This is a genomic window from Acinetobacter faecalis (assembly GCF_034187745.1).
GTDB lineage: Bacteria > Pseudomonadota > Gammaproteobacteria > Pseudomonadales > Moraxellaceae > Acinetobacter > Acinetobacter faecalis.
Genome location: NZ_JAXHPF010000004.1, coordinates 129139 through 149758, shown reverse-complemented (window position 1 = coordinate 149758; position 20620 = coordinate 129139). Strand labels below are relative to the sequence as shown.

The window sequence follows — 20620 nt, the reverse complement described above, 5'->3', positions numbered from 1 at the left end:
AATGACTTTAGTTCAATAATCTTTTCATTATATTAACCCAAGATACAAAAAAACCCGCAACTCGTGCGGGTTTTTTACAGTGAAATTCTAAAAAGAATTACAAGCTGTAGTACATATCAAATTCAACTGGGTGAGTTGTCGTGTTCAAACGACGAACTTCTTCAGTTTTAAGCTCGATATAAGCATCTAGCATTTCTTTAGAGAATACGCCACCTTTAAGTAGGTAATCATGATCCGCTTCAAGAGCTTCAAGAGCCATATCTAAGCTGTGAGCAACTGTAGGGATTTTCGCTTCTTCTTCAGGAGGAAGATCGTACAAGTTTTTGTCAGCAGCTTCACCTGGGTGAATCTTGTTTTGAATACCGTCAAGGCCAGCCATTAACAATGCAGCGAAACCTAAGTACGGGTTCATCATTGGATCTGGGAAACGCGCTTCAATACGTTTGCCTTTAGGGCTAGAAACGTAAGGAATACGAATAGAAGCAGAACGGTTACGTGCTGAGTAAGCAAGCATAATTGGTGCTTCGAAATGCGGAACTAAACGCTTGTACGAGTTTGTAGAAGGGTTAGTTAATGCATTCAATGAACGAGCATGTTTGATAATACCGCCAATGAAGTACAACGCCATTTCAGAAAGGCCTGCATATTCATCACCAGCAAACAAGTTCTTGCCATCTTTAGAGATAGACATGTGAACGTGCATACCAGAACCGTTATCACCAACCATTGGTTTAGGCATAAACGTAGCTGTTTTAGCATATTGATGAGCAACGTTCCAAACAGCATATTTAAACTGTTGTACTTCGTCTGCTTTACGAACCATAGTGTTGAAGCTCACACCAATTTCTAATTGGCAAGATGCAACTTCGTGGTGATGTACTTCTACACGACCAGGACCCATGATGTCTTCAATTTTTTGACACATGTCAGCACGCATGTCATGTGAAGAATCTACAGGAGGAACTGGGAAGTAACCGCCTTTAACACGTGGACGGTGACCAGAGTTACCGCCTTCGTAGTCTTTGTTTGTAGACCAAGCAGCTTCTTCAGCGATTAATGTATGGCGAGCGCCAGACATATCGATATCCCATTTAACTTCGTCAAATACGAAGAATTCTGGTTCTGGACCAAAGAATGCTGTATCACCAATACCAGTAGACTTTAAGTATTCTTCTGCACGGCGAGCAATCGAACGTGGGTCACGGTCATAACCTTGACCTGTTGAAGGCTCAATTACGTCACAAGTTACAACGACAGTTGGTTCTGCGAAGAATGGGTCTAAGAAACATGTTTCCGCGTCTGGGCGTAAAATCATGTCTGAAGCTTCGATACCTTTCCAACCAGCAATTGAAGAGCCGTCAAACATTTTACCGTCTTCAAATGTATCTTCGTCAATTGTATCTGCTGGGTAAGTTACGTGTTGCTCTTTACCCTTAGTATCAGTAAAGCGAAAATCGACCCATTTTGCGCCACTTTCTTGGATGAGTTGAAGGACCTTGTTCGCCATGCTCATTTTGCTCCGATGTTTTTTGTTGCACTTGTGAAGTGCGTGTTAGTAGTTGGTTAGTATTAAGCAAGTACCATACCAACTTTTAAAACCAATACCAGAATACCGAATTCCTTATCAGAAAACATGCAATATGGGCTTGGCTTAGACGCTATTATACTGTTTGAAAAAGGAAATGCACCATATTCAAACACTCTTCATCACATTTGTTGAAAAAGATTTTCCGATAGCACTAATTTAGTGCACCGATTGATTTAATTTAATAATAAATGACGATTATTTTCCAATTTTAAAGATATTTATCATAAAAATTATTCAGGTATATTTTAAAATCTTATTAATCATTTACTAAGATTAAACATTTGGTTAAATATGTAGATGCATCATTTTGGTTCATCGTTTTTAAATCTTAGTTTTCATACATGTTTTTAATAATATAGAATGTTTCTAGCGAGAAAAATTAAAAATATGCATATACATTAAAAGCGAATAAACACAGTAAGAAATAGATTTCATTCGACAAAATAATCAACATATAAGTTGATCATTTCACACTTAAATAGCACATTATATTTCACAATATTTTTATGAAGATAAAGTGCTTATGCAGTACAACTCATAAGTCATAACAATCATTATCATATAAATAGTTGAGCCGAAAATGAATATTTTTTGTTATGATGATTCGCAATTCATTTTGAACCGATGAATATCAACAACATGTGAAAATATTAATGACTTTTCATGTTGAAAAATGAATATCAATCCAAACAATTAAAATGCAATACTTGCATATATTTCAATAGGTTAGCTCATGCTTTTAATGATCGACAACTATGACTCTTTTACTTATAACATCGTCCAATACTTTGGCGAGTTAAATCAAGAAGTGAAAGTAGTACGTAATGATGCCGTGACATTGGAAGATATTGAGCGATGGCAACCAAAGTATTTAGTGATTGGTCCTGGTCCTTGCTCACCATCTGAAGCAGGTATTTCTATTCCCGCAATTCAACATTTTGCAGGAAAAATTCCTATTCTTGGTGTGTGTTTAGGACATCAAAGTATTGGGCAAGCTTTTGGTGGAGATGTCGTTCGTGCAAAACGTGTTATGCATGGTCGTTTATCTGACATGTACCACAGCGACAAAGGCATTTTCAGCAACTTGCCTTCTCCATTTTCAGCAACTCGCTATCACTCTTTGGTCATTGATCAAGCGACTTTGCCTGAATGCTTAGAAGTAACCTGCTGGACCAATGAAACAGATGGCTCAATGGAAGAAATCATGGGTGTTAAACATAAGACATTGCCTGTAGAAGGCGTGCAGTTCCACCCCGAATCTATTTTGAGTGAGCATGGTCACCAAATCTTTAAAAACTTCTTAGAAATTTATGCATAGAGCGTATTTAGAAATATGAATATTCAACAAGCTTTAAACAACATCACGAAAAACATTCACTTAACTCAAGAACAAATGGAAGATGTAATGCGTAGCATTATGTCGGGTGAAGCAACAGACGCACAAATTGGCGCACTCATGATGGGCTTACGCTTAAAGGGCGAAAGCATTGATGAAATGACGGCAGCTGCACGTGTTATGCGTGAATTTGCAACAAAAATTGATGTAAGTGATACACCTTATTTAGTAGACATTGTAGGTACAGGTGGAGATGGTCAAAACATCTTTAACGTATCTACAGCATCCGCATTTGTTATTGCTGCCGCTGGCGCAACAATTGCAAAACATGGTGGTCGTGGTGTTTCAGGAAAATCTGGTTCTTCAGACTTGTTAGAACAAGCAGGTATTAGCTTAGAACTGAATATGCAACAAACTGAACGTTGCATTCGTGATATTGGCGTAGGTTTCTTATTTGCTCCAAATCATCACAAAGCCATGAAATATGCTGCTGCGCCACGTAAAGAATTAGGCATTCGTACCTTATTTAATTTACTTGGCCCGCTTACGAATCCGGCTGGTGTAAAACGCTTTGTGATTGGCGTTTTTTCAAATGAATTATGTCGCCCAATGGCTGAAGTTTTAAAACAACTTGGTGCTGAACACGTGATGGTTGTTCACTCTAAAGATGGTTTAGACGAAATTAGTTTAGCTTCAGCAACTTATGTTGCAGAGTTAAAAAATGGCGAAATTAATGAATGGATGATTCAACCTGAAGATGTCGATATCGAATCTCAAACATTGGTTGGCTTAACCATTGATAGTCCTGCTGAAAGCTTAGCGCTTATTAAAAATGCATTAGGTAAAAAGAAATCTGACATTGGTGACAAAGCTGCCAACATGATTGCACTTAATGCAGGTGCAGGTATTTATGTTTCTGGTTTAACAAGTACATATAAGCAAGGTGTTGCCCTTGCCCATGACATTATTTATGGCGGACAAGCTTTAGAAAAAATGGATGTGCTTTCTGAATTCACAAAAACATTAAAACAGTACGAAGCTTAAGATTTAAGGAATATTGTCATGGTTGATATTGCAAATACGATCTTAGGTAAAATTGTCGATCGTAAAAAAGAAGAATTTGCTATTCGTTTAAAACAACGTAGCTATAAAGATGTCGAAGAACTCGCTTCAGGTGCATCACCTGTTCGTGGTTTTGCGCAATCTTTATTAGGCAAACGCCCAGCTGTCATTGCTGAAATTAAAAAAGCATCACCATCTAAAGGGATTATTCGTGAAAACTTTAATCCTGCGGAAATTGCACAACAATATGAAGATGCAGGCGCTGCATGTTTATCTGTTTTAACTGATGTCGATTTTTTCCAAGGTGCAGATGAAAACATTCTAATTGCACGTAACAATTGTGCCCTTCCTGCACTCCGTAAAGACTTTTTAATAGATCCTTACGGTGTCATTGAAGCACGTGCATTACATGCAGATTGTATTTTACTTATTGTTGCTTGTTTGTCTGATCAGCAACTTGAGGAAATGTCTAAAACTGCATTTGAGCATAATTTAGATGTGCTTGTAGAAGTACATGATGAAAAAGAGCTAGAACGTGCTTTACGCCTTTCAGATCGTTGTTTATTAGGTGTGAATAACCGTAACCTTAAAACTTTTGATGTCGATTTAAATACATCTTTACGCTTAAAAGCATTACTTGAACCATCTCGTTTATTGGTTACTGAAAGTGGTATTGCAACGCCTGCTGATGTTGCCATGATGCAAGAGAATGACATTCATGCATTTTTAGTTGGTGAAAGCTTCATGAAGCAACCTCGTCCTGATCATGCATTTAAAGAACTATTTGGCGTTCCAACAACTATATAAGTCATAAAAAAACTCAGGGTGCTCGCATCCTGAGTTCTCAAATACAAAATCACAATGCATAGAAAAATTATTAACTTTTATAAATATAATCAAAATTAGTAGAGTTACTATCGTCAAAAGTCGCTTATCTATTACCTAATATATATGTCATGAAATTGCACTATTAGTATAAATCGTTATTTGAATAGTCATGAATATGTTATAAAACACAATCATTTTAGTGAATAAATAACCTAATTTATAATTTCACTTTTAAATTTTAACATCAAATTTATTGCAGAATTCTTTGGAGTATTTCTCTTGAATCGTAAATTGCTAACTGCTGAAGGCTACCAACGCTTACAAGATGAATTGAATGATTTAGTACGTAAAGAGCGCCCAGAAATTACTAAAATTGTGTCATGGGCAGCCAGTCTCGGCGATAGATCTGAAAACGCTGACTACCACTATAATAAAAGAAAGCTACGCGAAATTGACCGCAGAATTAGATACTTAACTAAACTTTTTGAAGTTGCACATAAAGTAGAATATAGCCCTGAACAAGATGGAAAAGCATATTTTGGAGCATGGGTTGAATTAGAGAATGATGATAGCGAAACCATCAAGTTTCGAATCGTAGGAGACGAAGAAATCTATGGTCGTAAAGATTATATTTCTCTGCAATCACCAATCGCAAAAGCCTGTTTAGGTAAGTCTGTAGATGATGAAATTAAAATACATACACCTAAAGGTGAAAATATTTGGTATATAACTGATATTACATATTGTATTTAATTTGATGAAAAACACATAAGAAAAAATCATAAGATATGAAAGCATTCATTTTATTGTTTCTCTTCCTTAGAAAAACATGAACTATTATGCTTCATCTATATCGTAAAATTCATCATTTTCATCAATTCCAAAGCATTACATAGGTCTACATTTTTATCTTAAAATTTATATCAAATCTTTGACCATTTGCTCACTAAATTGAATTATTTTTTCATTTCCTAAATCAACAGAATTGGACATCATTTATCCACTATATTTTACTCAATTGCTTAAAATTTGGCTAAAAATTATGAATATGCAAACCCAATATTCCATTACGTTTTTAGGAAATTTAAAACTTAACTTTATCTGATGAACCCTTTAATTTAGCAGTATGCGAACCGTTTCCCTATAAAGCTCATTAAGTTTGATTTCATGATTTCCTCGTAAAGTTATTACACTTTTATAGCATTAAATATACAGTTTTTATAATGAAATTCATAAAATGCAAAATTACTAAAAAATATATCTATTAATTTCAATACATTACAACCACTTTAAAAAAATATTTATGCACAAAATTTGACATATTAATTTTACATCTTTATTATTCGATCAACTTTTACATTAGCTCGCTTTTTAAACAATGTAGTTTTTCTACATTTTATCCATTAATCCCATGTCATTTTGAATGACGTCATGACTGCCCAACCCCTTATTGAATTTATCAAACTTTAAAAAGATGGAAGCTTTTTTTAGCTTTACTTTTTGGGCATAAATTACTTGTAGCGGAGACAACATGCACAGTAGTTCAACACCTGGGTCGAGGCTTTGCCTTAACTCTAATAAACTCTCTCTCTCTTTAAAAGCACTTGCATTAACTAGCCTTATTTTTCCATTTCACGCAATTAATGCAAGTAAAGCAACATATCAATTTGACAACGTTGTTAATCAAAATAAATTAACTGTTGTTTCTGTTGCTAATCCATCTGCAGTATTTGAAGATGGCGATTATTTTCACGGTTTCGGCTACGATTTAGTCCGTAACTATGCAAATAACCTAAACGTACAATTAGAGTTTAAAACAGTAGACGACAATGCTACTGCTTTAAAAATGGTTGCCACTGGTAAAGCAAATTTTGCAATGACCACAGCAAACACTCAAACCATTGAAACTAAAAAACTGACTTCACTTCCCGCAACATGTGGCGATTTGAACAGTTTAGAAAAAAATGGTTTAAACACTGAATTAAATTGGGTGTTTAAACACGCAGATGATCCACTTACTCAAGCAGCAAGTGGCTTTATTTGTAAAAGCAAACAAAATGGCTCTTTAAACCAACTTGCTTCTTTTTATAACCGCAATGTCGTTAAAGAAGAATTTTGGGATGATATCCAGAGCGATCTTAGTAAACGTATGCCTATATATAAGGCTAGTTTCAAAAAGACTGCTCAGCAATACGATTTAGACTGGCATTTACTTGCTGCTATTGGTTATCAAGAATCTTATTTAAAACCAACCTCTGTTTCTCCCACAGGTGTTCGTGGTTTAATGATGCTAACCAACAGCACTGCAAAAGCTATGGGTGTAAATGACCGTAGTAATGCCACTCAAAGTATTCAAGGTGGTGCGAAGTACTACGACTTAATGTTAAGCCGTTATGATGACATACCTTTCCCAGATCGCAACTGGTATGCATTAGCAGCTTACAATATGGGACCTGGTACTGTTAACCAGATTCAAAAACGTATTAAAGCTCAAGGGAAAAACCCAAATAACTGGGTGAATTTCTATGCTTACTTAGACCGTAACAAAGCAAGTAATGGTCAATATAGACAAGCGGTGCAATATGTAACACGTATTCGAGCTTATCTTGAGCATATTAAAACAACGCCTCAACTTGTAAATATCTAAACTTAGTTTAGATATCCGTATTTTGAAAATAAAAAAAGCTTACCAATGGGTAAGCTTTTTTTTATGCAAAGCATTATTAAGAAGTTTGTTCTAAAACTTTCTTGAATAAGTCTTTTTGTTCTTGGCTAGGTCTTGCAGTTTGTAATGCCATCAATTGTGACATATCGCCTTGAACTTTTATTTTACCTGTCATGAATGCTTGCATAGCAGCAGCCATATCAAATTCTAGAAAAACTTTACGTAAAGTTTCACCATCCATATTCAATGTTGTTTTCGCATTTGAAGATAGACCTTTTTTAATTGCCCCACCATCCAAAGACAATTCAGTATTACCTGAAGCATCAGCAACCACTAAATTAATTGCAAGATTTGCAAGTGCAGGTGGCAAATTTAAATTACCAGCTTGTGCAGTAAGCGTTTCTACAGTTGAAAACCAATCATCAGTTAAAAAAGCAGGCATGATCTTTCCTCAATTTATTTATTCATCTTGTTGTCTATCCAGACAACATAGTTGTGAAGCAATTTTTTGCTTGTCGCTTGTTATAGCATGTAATTTTGAAATAAGTATAAGAAAATATGCACGAAGCGTTCAATTTTTGATGTTTTAGTTCTTATTATTTATAAATCTATATTTGGGAATAGACACTATTTCCGTAGAAATAGTGTCTAAATAGCGATTACTCTGCGGCAAAACCTAAGTTCACCATATTAATACGCTTACTGCCTTCTTCTTCACCTTCAGTAGAACAGCTTTCTTTGAAGTCAAATTCACGTTCTGAATCTAGCTTCTCAAAGTCAAACAAATCACGGTCAGCAAGTTGTGAAGGAGATACGTTTTGCAATGCACCAAAAATACTATGCAAACGTTTTGGATATTCTTTATCCCAAGTGCGTAACATGTCATTTAAAATTGCGCGTTGTAAGTTTTCTTGAGAACCACATAAGTTACACGGAATAATTGGGAACTTACGCATTTCTGCATATTTGATAATGTCTTTTTCTTCAACATAAGCCAAAGGACGAATCAAAATATTCTTTTTGTCCGATGACAACAGTTTTGGCGGCATCGCTTTTAAGCTACCACCATGGAATAAGTTTAAGAAGAATGTCGCCAGAATATCATCGCGGTGGTGACCCAACGCCACTTTAGTTGCACCAATCTCTTGTGCAAATCCATAAAGCGAACCACGACGTAAACGAGAGCACACAGCACAATACGTTTTACCTTCAGGTGTTAAACGTTTCGTAATGCTGTACGTGTCTTTTTCAAGAATATAATAAGGAATATTATTTTCTTCTAAATAACGTGGCAAAACATCTTCAGGAAAGCCTGGCTGTTTTTGATCTAGGTTTACAGCAACCACATCAAAATTAATTGGTGCAATACGTTTAAACTGCAACAATATATCTAACAAGGTATAACTGTCTTTACCACCAGAAATACACACCATGACTTTGTCACCTTCTTCGATCATTTTAAAATCACGAATAGCATGACCGACTTGACGGCGAAGTTTTTTCAACAAACGATAATATGCCGAACTTGTTGGCAATTCAGGTTTGAAATTAAATCCTTGTTCGGACTCAACTGGTGAGAACATAGACAGATTAACCATAATAAAAATACTGCGCAATTTTAGCGGAAATAGTGCCAAATCGCACCAAAAGAATGTAATAAAAAAATTATTGCTTTTGTCATAAAAATGTCTTCAAAAATTTGTAACTTTGAACGTTAGCGTTCACTTTTTATGCAAGATGCTTATGTTTTGGACTTTTCCACAGTTGTCCACAAAAGCTGTGGATAACTTTGTGGATTTAAAACTACTTGACAAGGTTATGCACCCTGAAGTTAAGGCTTTTATTTAAATTGGTTGTTTTTTGATCAATTTAAATAATATTAAATATCAATGACTTAAACGTGTCAAGCAATGCTCATTAAAAAAAAATAAATATTTTTTTTGATTACTGAATCAACAAAGTGACTTGATTTTTGCAAATAAGTAATCCAAAAAAACGACTTTAGTGCTTCTATTTATATTTTTATTTGTTAAACTTGATTGCATTAATGTTGCTGTATAAAAATGTTCATACTGCTAATGATTAAAAATTTAAGATTTGTTTCACTTTTTCTAATGGGGTCTACTACTGCTATTTCTTTAATGGCATTGTCTACGCATGCCGGTCAAGTCTATATGTATAAAGATAGCCAAGGTAGTACTCTTCTTACCAATAAAAAAAGTTCAGATAGATCTTTGCAGCGTGTCAAAATCACCTATTACCCAGATAGCAATATTCATCGTTATTCCAATTGGGGTGCTACCGAAGCATCTGTAAGACCAAGTTTTAATAAGAATAAAGATGCTTTTGACCATATCATTAAACAAGCTTCATCTACACACGGTGTATCTGAAGGTTTAATTAAAGCAGTGATGCACACAGAGTCTGGCTTTAATGTAAATGCTCGTTCCCCTGTTGGCGCACAAGGTCTTATGCAGCTTATGCCTGCAACAGCGCGACGCTTTAATGTTTCAAATGCCTATGATCCTCAGCAAAATATTATGGCTGGTGCAAAATATTTAGCTTGGTTGTTAAAAAGATTTAATGGTGATCAATCTTTAGCACTTGCAGGCTACAACGCAGGTGAAGGTAACGTAAGTAAATATGGTGGTATTCCACCTTTTCGCGAAACTCAGGATTATGTTCGTCGCGTAAATAGTCGCTATCAAAATTTATATTCAAATGGCGTGGCACTTTCTGCAGGTTCATCTGCATCTATACATCCATCTGCTGAAATTTCAGCACAATCAGGTCAAAGTAGTTCTCAATCATCTTCTAATTTAGGTTTGTCACAAGCATCTGCTAAACAACAAAGACAAATCATTCAATTAAGCGATGGAACATTTACCTACGCCAATGCCGTAGCACATTAATCTTGTAATTCAGTCTTAACTGAATAAGCTATTATTTTTAATATATTTATATTTTATTCTTGAATTTTTGCTATAGACACCGCATATTTAAGAATAGATTTTCTGTTCTAAATCTTACCTAATTTATTTTTAAGAGGATTCTCTCAATGATGCGGATTGGTTTGTTCTTGCTTACCAACCTCGCGGTACTGGTTGTAGCTGGCATTATTTTGTCACTCTTCGGTGTCGGTAGTTACCATGGCGCGGGTGGCTTAAATCTAGGCAACCTTTTAGTGATCTGTTTTGTCTTTGGTATGGTTGGTTCTTTAATTTCATTGTTCATGTCTAAATGGATGGCGAAAAAAACCACGGGTACCGAGCTAATTGATCCTAATGCCCCTCGCAACCAAGCAGAAGCATGGTTATTACAAGAAGTTGCTCAATTGTCGCAACGTGCTGGTATTAACATGCCTGAAGTTGGTATTTTCCCATCTTATCAATCGAATGCCTTCGCAACTGGTTGGAACAAAAACGATTCTCTTGTTGCTGTTTCTACAGGTTTACTTGAGCGCATGAACAAAGATGAACTACGTGCTGTACTTGCTCACGAAATTGGTCACGTTGCCAATGGTGACATGGTGACACTTGCTCTTATTCAAGGTGTAGTGAACGCATTTGTTATGTTCTTTGCGCGTGTAGTTGGTGATTTTATTGACCGTAATGTTTTCGGTCGTCAAGATGGTGAAGCTCCAGGCTTAGGCTATTTTGCAATTACCATCGTACTTGATATTGTATTTGGTATTTTAGCGTCTTCTATTGTTATGTGGTTCTCTCGTCAACGTGAATACCGTGCAGATGAAGCTGGTGCTCGCCTTGCAGGTAAACAAGCAATGATTTCTGCTTTATTACGTTTACAAGCAGAATCTGAAATGCCAGATGCTATGCCAAAAGAAATGAAAGCTTTCGCTATTTCGGCAGGTAAAGAAGAAGGTTTCAGCTTAGCTGCCCTCTTCCAAACTCACCCATCTATTGAACAGCGTGTTGCTGCTTTACAACAATTAAATGTGCCTTAATTTAAACAATTAAATTAAGCATTAAAAAAGCCTCCAATTGGAGGCTTTTTTAATGCTTCGAATAACTTATGTAGATAAATTCTGTAGCCATTGAATAGCCAAGCTACCACCTATCCATAATGCATAGAAAAATACAGCAAGAAACAATAAGCCTAAAATATCTGGAATATGCAGCCATAACCACGCAACAATAGGATTTCGCCAAAATGCAGAATTGCGTTGTTTCTTTTCTAAATTTTCATGTAAAAAAGGATGAACAACATGATGATCCGATTCGACCTGATATTCGACACGAATATGCTCATGAACAACATCTAAAGCCTTTCTGCTAGGACGAATAAAAATATCGAAAATTGTACCTGCGATTGGAATTAAACCTACAACAGCATCCATTACTGCAATTTTCATCACAGGCGTTAATTTGTGCTGAGGCACACCAATTTGCTTTGCCTTATAAATAGCATAACAGGTCAGCACAAAACCTGCTGCATCACCTGCAATTGGAATTGTGCCTAAGGCAGCATCTGCACCTATACCCTGCTTTGTAAATGGAATACGCACAACCGAATCCATCATATTTGCATATTTAGCCAAATCACGTTCAAGCTGAATAACTTCTTGCTGACTTAATTTTTTTTGTTTTTGCATATCAACCTTGTATTGAAGCAATGTACACACTTGAGCATATACGATATTCATCTAAATTTTGTAGCAATATTACAGTAACTTAAAACAAAATAACCGATGCAATAGATAAATACACAAGCACGCCTGTCGCATCACAAATAGAAGTGACTAATGGCGCAGATGCACTAGCTGGATCAAAACCAAATTTATTTAATATAAATGGCAAGCTCATACCAATTAAGCAACCTAGTAAAACAATACCAATCATACTAATAGCAAGCACTAAAGCAACATATTCATCTCCACGGTAAAAACCTAAAAATGAAACAGCTACTGCCATTGTTATACCCAAACACAGTGCAACCAAACTTTCACGACCCAATAAAGAAAACCAATCTTTAAACTGAACATCGCCAGTTGCCAAAGCTCGAACCATTAAAGTAGATGATTGTGAGCCTGCGTTACCGCCACTGCCCACTAGTAATGGTAAGAAGAATACCAACACAATATTTTGCGCAATAATATCTTCAAAATGTGCAATTCCAATACCTGAAAGTAAGCTTCCAAATACTAAAAAGACAAGCCAAAAAACACGGTTTTTATAAAGATGTAAAATAGGTGTAGATTTCAAACTTAACTTAGATGTTGCATTTACCGCACCAACTTTTAAGAAATCTTCAGTTGCTTCTTCACGTGCAACATCCATCGCATCATCATGAGTAACAATACCCACCATAATGCCTTGTTCATCTACAATTGGCAGTGCTAATAAATCATAACGTGCAATGGTTTTAGCAACATCATCTTGGTCTGCATCTACTTTTGCAGATAGAACATTGGTAACCATCAACTCATTAATATTTTGATCTTCTTGCGCCAAAATAAGTTGCTTTAATGAAATTACCCCAAGCAATTTACGTGCTTCATCTAAAACATAAGCAAAATAAATCGTTTCTGTGTCAGGAGCTTCTGAACGTAACATTTTAATTGCATCTGCAACGCTCATATTTGGAAGTAAGGTTGCATATTCAGAGCTCATAATTGCGCCTGCCGTACCTTCCATATAAGAAGAAAGCAAACGAATATCTTCTCGTTCTGCTTGAGCTAAAGCAGGAAGCAATGCATTTTGCTGATGTTCATCTAAACGTTTAAATACATCTGCACGCTTATCTGAAGACATTTCTCCAATAATATCTGCTAAAACTTGACGTGGTAAAACCTTAGCAAGTTCAACTTGAATTTCAGGAGATAAATAAGAAAATACGTATGAGCGATCTGGCAAGTTCAGAACTAAAGTCTGACGAGTTTCGATAGGAAGTTGAGCAATAATGTCTGCAAGATCGGCAGCGCGGAATGTTTTTAATGACTCAAGTGCAAGTTCAATATGATTGTTTTTAAGTGCATCATTAATTAGATACAAAAAGTTGTTATAGCTCATGTAAGCCCCTCATTGCTCTCACGCAGCAACAAAGGCAACATGGCAAATTAATTCATTGCCAACCGAAAACCTTCATCCTGTATGAGATGAATATAATGTGTTGAAAAATAAGTTAAGTGACAACAATGCCTGTCCATTTAAGAACGTAATCCTCTATATACCGTTTATACGGCGTGCAAATACTACAAATAAGTGATGTATTACTCAACTTTTGCAACAAAAAGTCTACAATTCAAGTAATTGAAATTTAGATGCCCAAAGCTAGACATCTAAATTTGAGTTAAGTTTTTACTTCAGTTCTGTTCTTGCTTTTTCATAAAAATACTTCGTATGAATACGTACATAAATGGAATAAATATAAGTACAAGTACTGTACCAAATATAACGCCACCTAAAACACTTATACCAATTTCCTGACGACTTGCAGCACCTGCGCCAAATGCAAAAACCAATGGCAAAATCCCTGCACCAAATGCTAAAGATGTCATAAGAATTGGACGTAAACGTAAACCTGCTGCACTCAATGCAGCATCAACAGCAGATTTACCTTGTTGTTGTGCCATTGATGCAAACTCGACAATCAAAATGGCATTTTTACAGGACAAACCAATGGTGGTTAATAAGGCAATTTGGAAATAAATATCGTTTGGAAAGCCAGCAAAATAACTAAATAAAATATTACCGCCAATACCTAATGGAATGGCTGTCATTACGGCAGCAGGAATAGACCAGCTTTCATATAAAGCAGCTAAACATAAGAAGATAAAGCCAATTGAAACTAAATAAAGTAATAAGGCTTGATTGCTCGATTTTTTCTCTTCATAAGACATACCACTCCAAGCCAAATCTACACCAGACTGTTTATCTACAAGTTTTTGTAAATCTTGCATGGCTTGACCAGAACTAACACTTGCAGCTTTGTCTGCTTCTAGCTCAAGTGCAGAGTAACCATTAAAACGGTTCACAATTTCAGGGCCACCCGACCAACTTACTTCTGAGAAGCTTGTAAATGGCACCATTTCATTTTGGTTATTTCGTACCGACCAAAATTGTAAATCATCAGGTTTAGATCTATATAATGAATCACTTTGCATCATGACTTTTTTAATACGTCCACGATCAATAAAGTCATTAATATACTTCCCACCCAAAGCTGCAGATAAAGTACTGTTAATATCTGCTGGAGATAATCCTGCTGCCATTGCTGCTTTTTGATTAATTTGAACAACAAGTTTTGCTCGATCGGGTACCGCTTTTTGCTCTAAATTTTCAAATGTTGTATAGGCTTTTGCCTCTTCTTTCATTTGCTTAAACTTTTCATGTAAAGCTGTACGTCCTTCACCTTCAATATCTCGAAGCCAAAGATTAACGCCATTGGTATCACCCAAACCGTTTACAACAGGCGGCATCATCACCATAACTGTGGCATTTTTATTGTCTTTAAAATATTTCATTGCACGATCTTTTACCGCATTTGCGCTATTTACTTGACCGCTTCGCTCATCCCAATGTTTTAATTTTACAAAACCTTGCGCTAAGTTCTGCCCCGTTCCACCACGGCTTCTACCATAACGTAGCATCACTAAATCTACATTGGCTGTTTCATGTTCTAAAAAGTAGCGACGTACATTTTCACCCATTTCAATGGTTTTCGACATTGGCGCATTATCTTGTAGTGCCACTTGTAACATAAGTGCACCCTGATCTTCATTGGGTAAGAAACTCGTAGGCAATACACGATAAAATAATGCAAAAGCAAGGACTAAAGCAAAAGCGACAACAAGCGTAATTAAACGATTTTCTAAGGTTTTAAATGATAGAGAAATGTACTTTGTTTTAAGCTTTTCAAGAAAATTATTGAAGCGATTTGCCCACTTATACGGTTGATGATTCGGCTTCAAAATAAGTGCGCATAATGCAGGTGTAAGCACCAATGCAACAGCTAAAGAAATTGCCATTGCTGTTACAAGCGTAATAGAAAACTGACGATAAATAACGCCTGTTGAGCCACCAAAAAATGCCATTGGAATAAAGACAGCAGTTAAAACCAGTGTAATACCCACTAAAGCACCACTAATTTCTTGCATAGATTCTATTGATGCTTGTTTCGCACTTAAACCTTTTTCATGCATTAAGCGCTCAACGTTTTCTACTACCACAATTGCATCATCTACAAGTAAGCCAATGGCTAAAACTAATGCAAATAAAGTAAGTGTATTTACGCTCATTCCCGCGGCAAATAAAACCGCCATTGTTCCTAATACAACAACAGGAACAGTTATGGTTGGAATAAGCGTTGCGCGCCAATTTTGCAAAAATAGGAAAATAACAACAATAACCAATAAAATAGCTTCAAAGAGTGTTTTTACAACTTCTTTAATCGATTCTTGAACAAAAGGCGTGTTATCTCTTGGATAAACCAACTTATAACCATCAGGTAATTTCTTAGAAATATTGGCAACCGCTTCATCAATCAGTTTTGATGTTTCAATCGCATTTGCACCTGAAGCTAATGAAACCGCCATCCCTGCGGATGGAAAACCATTAATGGTATTATATGACTGATAATTTTCTGCGCCAATTTCAACACGTGCAACATCTTTTAAATAAACATAACTGCCATCTTGCGTGGCTTTAATAATAATATTGTTAAATTCTTCTACTGTTTTTAAACGTGTACCTGAAGTGACTTTTGCATTTAAATATTGCTCTTGCGCTACAGGTAATTCACCTACACCGCCTGCTGCAACTTGTGTATTTTGTGCTTCAACAGCTTTTTGAATATCACTTGGAATAAGTTTGTAATCTTTTAATTTATTTGGATTTAACCAAATGCGCATGGCAAATTGGGAGCCGAATACATCAACTTCGCCAACGCCTTCCACACGCGCAATTTCAGACTCTAAATGTGTTTGTAAATAATCAGATAATGCAATGTTGCTGCTTTTTTTAGATTCATCATACAAGCCAATAACCATATGTGTATCGCCCAAAGACTTTACAACATTTACGCCTTGTCGTTGAACATCTTCAGGTAAACGGCTTAAAGCACTATTAATGGCATTTTGAACTTGAACTTGCGCTGTGTCTGGGTCTGTTCCATTTTCAAAGCTAATTTGAATACGACTTCTGCCTGTCGAATCACTATTAGAACTGAAATATAAAAGATGATCTAAACCTTTAATTTGTTCTTCTAAAATTTGAGTAACACTTTCTTCTACAGTTTCAGCATCTGCGCCTGAATAACTTGTATTTATTGAAATTTTTGGCGGTGCAATATCTGGATATCTTTCTACGGGTAAATTTAAAATTGAAAAAATACCCAAAGCCATGACAAAAATAGCCAAGACACCAGCAAAAATTGGACGCTCAATAAAATACTTAGACATCATTGTCTTTTTACACTTCCGATTTGGAGCTAATTTCACCACGAATAGGTGACATTAACGTTAAAATTTGGGTTGCGATATTCTACGCATGACACATAAAACACAAGAATAGATTACAGAAAAAAATCTTAATTTTTGAATTGTGTAGAAACTATGTAGAGCTTTTGTTCCTTGCCTCTTATTTTTACAAATATCTATAAACTCTTATATTTTTTCATGTTAAAGCTAAAAAATATTTATTAGAAATAAACGCCATTTTATATAAAGTAATTAATAATTTATTAAGGCTTGTGTATTATTGTGCCTGAAAGTATTGGATTTTTTAAATTATGAATCAAAATTCTCCTTTTAAAGGAAAAACTGGTGTGAAGCGAGTTTTTAACGCAGCACAATATTCTGTAGATGGTTTTAAATCTGCTTTCAAAAAAGAAGCTGCTTTTAGACAAATTATTTTAATTAATATTATTTTAGTACCAACCACATTTTTTTTAAATGTTAGTGCTGCCGAACAAGCAATTATGATAACTGTCTGTTTACTTTCAATTATTGTAGAGCTATTTAATTCTGCAATTGAAGCTGTTGTAGACCGAATTTCTTTAGATAAACATGAACTTTCTAAAGATGCAAAAGATATGGGAAGCGCTGCACAATTTGTTTCTTTAGCCATTATTTTTGTAAGTTGGGCAATTATTTTATTCAAGTAATTATCTATAAATATTAAAGGGCAAAATTCTGCCCTTTTCTTTTGCGTATGTTTTTGTAAGTTGTCATGTAGATGTCAATTGTGACAATAATACTTCTGCGCATCGTAATATTAAAGATGCCTACGAATCATGCAAAAAACATTAATCACACTTTTAAGCCTTGCGTCACTCACCGCTTGTAGCCAACTTCCAAAATCGGAACAAAAAGCACAACCTTTGGTTCAATCACAACAAGAATATCAAGAACCCAAACTAATTATTATCGGACATCGTGGAGCGAGTGCATTACGCCCTGAACATACTTTGGCGTCTTATCAAAAAGCCATAGATGATGGTGCAGATTTTATTGAACCAGACTTAGTTCCAACCAAAGATGGTTATTTGGTTGCTCGCCATGAAAATGACATTACAACCACCACCAATGTGAGTGAACTTTCACAGTTTAAAGATCGTAAAACAACGAAGATAATTGATGGAGAAAGTCATACAGGTTGGTTTACTGAAGACTTTAATTTAAGCGAACTTAAACAATTAAAAGCACGCGAACGAATTCCTGATGTACGTCCAGATAATGCTAAATTTAACGATCAATTCGAAATTCCAACTCTAGAAGAAATTATTGCTTTAGCGCAAAAGCATTATGAAAAAACAGGAAAATTAGTCGGTTTATATATTGAAACAAAGCACCCAACTTACTTTCAAAATATTAATCTCCCATTAGAAGATCGCTTGCTTAAAATCTTATCTGCGCATGAATTTACACGTGATATCGCACCAATTTATTTACAATCTTTTGAAGTAAGCAATCTAAAGTATATACATGATAAGTTACAACAAAAACCAGTATTAAAGCATGCTCAACTTATTCAACTTTATAGTGATGTTGACGAATCTCCTGCCGACTTTATTGCTCAAGGCATTCACAAAACCTATGGCGATTTAGCAACAACAGAAGGTTTAAAAAATGTGGCAACTTATGCCCAAGGTATTGGCCCAAGTAAAAACTATATTGTAAATAATGCAGGTGAAGTTACGCATTTTGTTCAAGATGTTCATGTACAGGGTTTAAAAATTCATCCTTATAGTTTACGACCTGAAAATAAGTTTTTAATTGATACATTAGATTGCAATAAAAATACGAATGAACGATGTATTCAAGGTGCTATGGCTGAATATCAAATATTCTTTAATGCGGGTGTAGATGGTGTATTTACCGATGATCCTGGTTTAGGTCGTAAAGCTGCAACTCAATATTTAAAACAACCTCGCTAGTAAAATTATTTTCAAGCAATAAAAAATCCCTGCTATAAGCAGGGATTTTTTGGATCTTATGATCGGTTGATGAATTACATCATGCCGCCCATACCACCCATGCCGCCCATATCAGGCATAGCAGGTTTGTCTTCTGGAATGTCTGTAATCATACATTCTGTAGTCAACATTAAGCCTGCAACAGATGCAGCATGTTCAAGTGCTGAACGCGTTACTTTAGCAGGGTCAAGAATACCCATTTCTAACATATCGCCATATTCAGAAGTTGCAGCGTTATAACCGAAGTTACCTTCACCGTTCTTCACAGCATTAATTACTACAGATGGCTCGTCACCTGAGTTAGATACGATTTGACGAAGTGGCGCTTCAATTGCACGACGTAAAATGTTAATACCAACATTTTGGTCATCATTTGCACCAGTAACACCTTCAAGAGAAGCTGCTGCACGAACTAACGCAACACCACCACCTGCAACAACACCTTCTTCAACCGCAGCGCGAGTTGCGTGAAGAGCGTCATCTACACGGTCTTTCTTCTCTTTCATTTCTACTTCAGTTGCAGCACCAATTTTGATTACAGCAACACCGCCTGCCAATTTAGCAACACGTTCTTGAAGTTTTTCTTTGTCATATTCTGACGTAGATTCTTCAATTTGAGCACGAATTTGAGTTACACGCTCAGCGATTTGTTCTGCAACACCAGCACCATCAACAATCACTGTGTTTTCTTTAGAAACAGTTACTTTATGCGCAGTACCTAAGTGTTCAAGCGTAGTTTGATCTAAAGACATACCAATTTCTTCAGAAACTACAGTAGCGCCAGTTAAAATAGCGATATCTTGAAGCATTGCTTTACGACGGTCACCAAAGCCAGGCGCTTTAACCGCACATACTTTAATAATGCCACGCATGTTGTTTACAACAAGAGTTGCAAGCGCTTCGCCTTCAACATCTTCAGCAATAATAAGAAGTGGTTTACCTGTTTTAGCAACAGCTTCTAAAACTGCAATCAATTCACGAATATTGCTGATTTTTTTATCAACAAGAAGAATGAATGGATTTTCAAGTTCAGCAGTTAAAGTTTCTTGTTTGTTTGCAAAGTACGGGCTGATGTAACCACGGTCAAACTGCATACCCTCTACAACATCTAGAGAGTCTTCAAAGCCAGAACCTTCTTCTACAGTAATAACGCCTTCTTTACCTACTTTTTCCATTGCTTGAGCAATAAGTTTACCAACAGTAGTGTCCGAGTTTGCAGAGATAGAACCAACTTGCTCAATTGCTTTAGAGTCAGAAGCAGGTTTTGCTGTGTTTTTAATTTCAGCAACAACAGCTTTAACAGCAAGATCGATACCGCGTTTCAAATCCATTGGGTTCATACCCGCAGTAACAGACTTGATACCTTCGTTTAAAATTGCTTGAGCCAAAACTGTAGCAGTTGTTGTACCGTCACCAGCGATGTCATTTGTTTTTGAAGAAACTTCGCGAACAAGTTGAGCACCCATGTTTTCAAATTTGTCTTTTAACGCAATTTCTTTTGCAACAGTAACACCATCTTTAGTGATGTGCGGTGCACCGAAAGAACGGTCAATAACAACGTTACGACCTTTAGGGCCTAAAGTAACTTTTACTGCATCTGCAAGAACGTTCACGCCTGCAATCATTTTTGCACGAGCTGAATCACCAAATTTTACGTCTTTAGCTGACATAACTAACTCCTAATTTTTTTAAATTTTTACAAAATCTG

Annotated in this window: 16 protein-coding genes; 9 read left to right on the top strand and 7 right to left on the bottom strand. The window is 35.9% G+C overall.

Annotated features, from left to right (window positions below):
- Positions 1 to 97: 97 nt before the first annotated feature.
- Positions 98 to 1513, bottom strand: coding sequence for a type I glutamate--ammonia ligase (gene glnA / locus SKM54_RS05835; protein WP_171501358.1), 1416 nt, complete (start codon positions 1511 to 1513; stop codon positions 98 to 100).
- Between the two features lie 808 nt (positions 1514 to 2321).
- On the opposite strand from glnA, the gene SKM54_RS05830 reads away from it, so the two are divergent.
- From SKM54_RS05830 to SKM54_RS05810, 5 genes are all read left to right on the top strand, one after another.
- Positions 2322 to 2906, top strand: a complete 585-nt coding sequence (locus SKM54_RS05830; RefSeq protein ID WP_154773308.1) for an anthranilate synthase component II — start codon at positions 2322 to 2324, stop codon at positions 2904 to 2906.
- Between the two features lie 15 nt (positions 2907 to 2921).
- Positions 2922 to 3968: an anthranilate phosphoribosyltransferase gene (gene trpD, locus SKM54_RS05825; RefSeq protein ID WP_321094683.1), complete on the top strand. Its 1047-nt coding sequence runs from the start codon at positions 2922 to 2924 to the stop codon at positions 3966 to 3968.
- Positions 3969 to 3986: 18 nt separating this feature from the next.
- The gene (gene trpC / locus SKM54_RS05820) at positions 3987 to 4793 is read left to right on the top strand and encodes an indole-3-glycerol phosphate synthase TrpC (protein WP_321094681.1); all 807 of its coding nucleotides are present in this window, start codon (positions 3987 to 3989) and stop codon (positions 4791 to 4793) included.
- A gap of 300 nt (positions 4794 to 5093) precedes the next feature.
- Positions 5094 to 5567: a transcription elongation factor GreB gene (greB, locus tag SKM54_RS05815; protein WP_321094679.1), complete on the top strand. Its 474-nt coding sequence runs from the start codon at positions 5094 to 5096 to the stop codon at positions 5565 to 5567.
- Positions 5568 to 6345: 778 nt separating this feature from the next.
- The gene (locus SKM54_RS05810; RefSeq protein WP_154773312.1) at positions 6346 to 7461 is read left to right on the top strand and encodes an MltF family protein; all 1116 of its coding nucleotides are present in this window, start codon (positions 6346 to 6348) and stop codon (positions 7459 to 7461) included.
- Positions 7462 to 7537: 76 nt separating this feature from the next.
- Here SKM54_RS05810 and SKM54_RS05805 read toward each other — a convergent pair whose 3' ends face one another.
- Both SKM54_RS05805 and ttcA read right to left on the bottom strand, forming a co-directional pair.
- Positions 7538 to 7921, bottom strand: coding sequence for an SCP2 sterol-binding domain-containing protein (locus SKM54_RS05805; protein WP_154773313.1), 384 nt, complete (start codon positions 7919 to 7921; stop codon positions 7538 to 7540).
- 217 nt (positions 7922 to 8138) lie between these two features.
- Positions 8139 to 9062, bottom strand: coding sequence for a tRNA 2-thiocytidine(32) synthetase TtcA (gene ttcA, locus SKM54_RS05800; protein WP_154773314.1), 924 nt, complete (start codon positions 9060 to 9062; stop codon positions 8139 to 8141).
- 495 nt (positions 9063 to 9557) lie between these two features.
- Between ttcA and SKM54_RS05795 the strand changes: the two genes are divergently transcribed.
- Together SKM54_RS05795 and htpX are read left to right on the top strand one after the other, a co-directional pair.
- Positions 9558 to 10391, top strand: a complete 834-nt coding sequence (locus SKM54_RS05795) for a lytic transglycosylase domain-containing protein (RefSeq protein WP_321094811.1) — start codon at positions 9558 to 9560, stop codon at positions 10389 to 10391.
- A 146-nt stretch (positions 10392 to 10537) separates the two neighbouring features.
- Positions 10538 to 11443, top strand: coding sequence for a protease HtpX (gene htpX / locus SKM54_RS05790; protein ID WP_154773315.1), 906 nt, complete (start codon positions 10538 to 10540; stop codon positions 11441 to 11443).
- A 66-nt stretch (positions 11444 to 11509) separates the two neighbouring features.
- On the opposite strand, the gene SKM54_RS05785 is transcribed toward htpX, so the two are convergent.
- The 3 genes from SKM54_RS05785 to SKM54_RS05775 all read right to left on the bottom strand — a co-directional run bounded on the left by SKM54_RS05785 (position 11510) and on the right by SKM54_RS05775 (position 16900).
- Positions 11510 to 12091 (bottom strand): DUF4112 domain-containing protein, encoded by a 582-nt coding sequence (locus SKM54_RS05785; protein ID WP_321094677.1) that lies wholly within the window; start codon positions 12089 to 12091, stop codon positions 11510 to 11512.
- 79 nt (positions 12092 to 12170) lie between these two features.
- A complete protein-coding gene (gene mgtE, locus SKM54_RS05780) occupies positions 12171 to 13508 on the bottom strand; it encodes a magnesium transporter (RefSeq protein WP_321087961.1) in 1338 nt (445 codons plus the stop codon).
- A gap of 293 nt (positions 13509 to 13801) precedes the next feature.
- The gene (locus tag SKM54_RS05775) at positions 13802 to 16900 is read right to left on the bottom strand and encodes a multidrug efflux RND transporter permease subunit (RefSeq protein ID WP_321094675.1); all 3099 of its coding nucleotides are present in this window, start codon (positions 16898 to 16900) and stop codon (positions 13802 to 13804) included.
- Between the two features lie 326 nt (positions 16901 to 17226).
- On the opposite strand from SKM54_RS05775, the gene SKM54_RS05770 reads away from it, so the two are divergent.
- A complete protein-coding gene (locus SKM54_RS05770; protein WP_154773319.1) occupies positions 17227 to 17601 on the top strand; it encodes a diacylglycerol kinase in 375 nt (124 codons plus the stop codon).
- 129 nt (positions 17602 to 17730) lie between these two features.
- Positions 17731 to 18873, top strand: coding sequence for a glycerophosphodiester phosphodiesterase (locus SKM54_RS05765; protein WP_321094673.1), 1143 nt, complete (start codon positions 17731 to 17733; stop codon positions 18871 to 18873).
- Between the two features lie 74 nt (positions 18874 to 18947).
- On the opposite strand, the gene groL is transcribed toward SKM54_RS05765, so the two are convergent.
- Entirely contained in the window at positions 18948 to 20582 is a 1635-nt protein-coding gene (gene groL, locus SKM54_RS05760) for a chaperonin GroEL (protein ID WP_321094671.1), read from the bottom strand.
- Between the last annotated feature and the right edge of the window lie 38 nt (positions 20583 to 20620).